This window comes from Hyphomonas sp. (assembly GCF_046313735.1).
Lineage (GTDB): Bacteria > Pseudomonadota > Alphaproteobacteria > Caulobacterales > Hyphomonadaceae > Hyphomonas.
In genome coordinates this window covers 3,233-4,131 of the sequence record NZ_JBKBXW010000059.1, presented here as the reverse complement: position 1 = coordinate 4,131, position 899 = coordinate 3,233, and the positions used below count along the sequence as shown (strand labels likewise).

Here is an 899-nt window from a genome sequence, read left to right as displayed (position 1 = left end):
AACAGCACGCCATGCGGCACGATCAGCGCGACGCGGCCGGACTGGCGCTTCGCGATCTCGATCATGTGGGTGATGAAGGCGTAGTCGCCCTTGGACTTGGGCGGCACACCGCGCCAGAAACGCTTGTGCTGGTCGGCGTCAGCGTCCTCCGCCCCCCACTTGTCGAGCGAGAATGGCGGATTGGCGAGCACGATGTCGAAGCGCATCAGGTGGTCACCCTCGACCAGCGCCGGGCTGTTGAGCGTGTCGCACCACTCGATGCGGGCGGCATCCTTGGCGTGCAGGAACATATTCATCCGAGCCAGCGCCCAGGTCGCCCCGTTCACCTCCTGCCCATAGAGGGCGAAGTTCTCTGACCCGACCTCCTGCGAAGCTTGGATCAGTAGCGAGCCGGAGCCGCAGGCCGGGTCGCAGATCGTGTTGCCGGGCTGCGGCGCGGCCAGCTTGGCCAGCAGACGCGAGACAGCCGTGGGCGTGTAGAATTCGCCCGCCTTCTTCCCGGCGTCCGAGGCGAAGCGCGAGATCAGGTAGATGTAGCACTCGCCGATGATGTCCTCGGTTACCGCCAACCTAGAGCTGGGACTGCGACCCGCGGCAAATCGCCTCTCCGCGAGCCTGTGAGGCTTCGGGGCGCTGGCATGACTGCCAGCGTCAGACGGATGCAACCCGAAGCCGCCCTACCCACAACAGCGGGCCATTTTGTGTAGCCGAATGCTCCGAAGCAGAGCGTCGCTACAGCGCCGAGAGCCGCTCAAGGATTCGTTCGAGTTGCGATGCCCCGCTTATAGTGAACCGCACGAGATCGGCATTGGCCAAGTCGCGCATCATTTTCAGGCCCACATGGCTGTTGATTTCCACCCAGAAGTGACCCGGGTGGGCGCATAATTTCCATTGAGATT

The 899-nt window shown here is 63.5% G+C and carries 1 protein-coding gene; it reads right to left on the bottom strand.

The features are described from left to right. Positions 1-569 (bottom strand): class I SAM-dependent DNA methyltransferase (locus ACK4SV_RS16040; protein WP_409918848.1); only part of this gene is annotated, 569 nt, incomplete at its 3' end. Between the last annotated feature and the right edge of the window lie 330 nt (positions 570-899).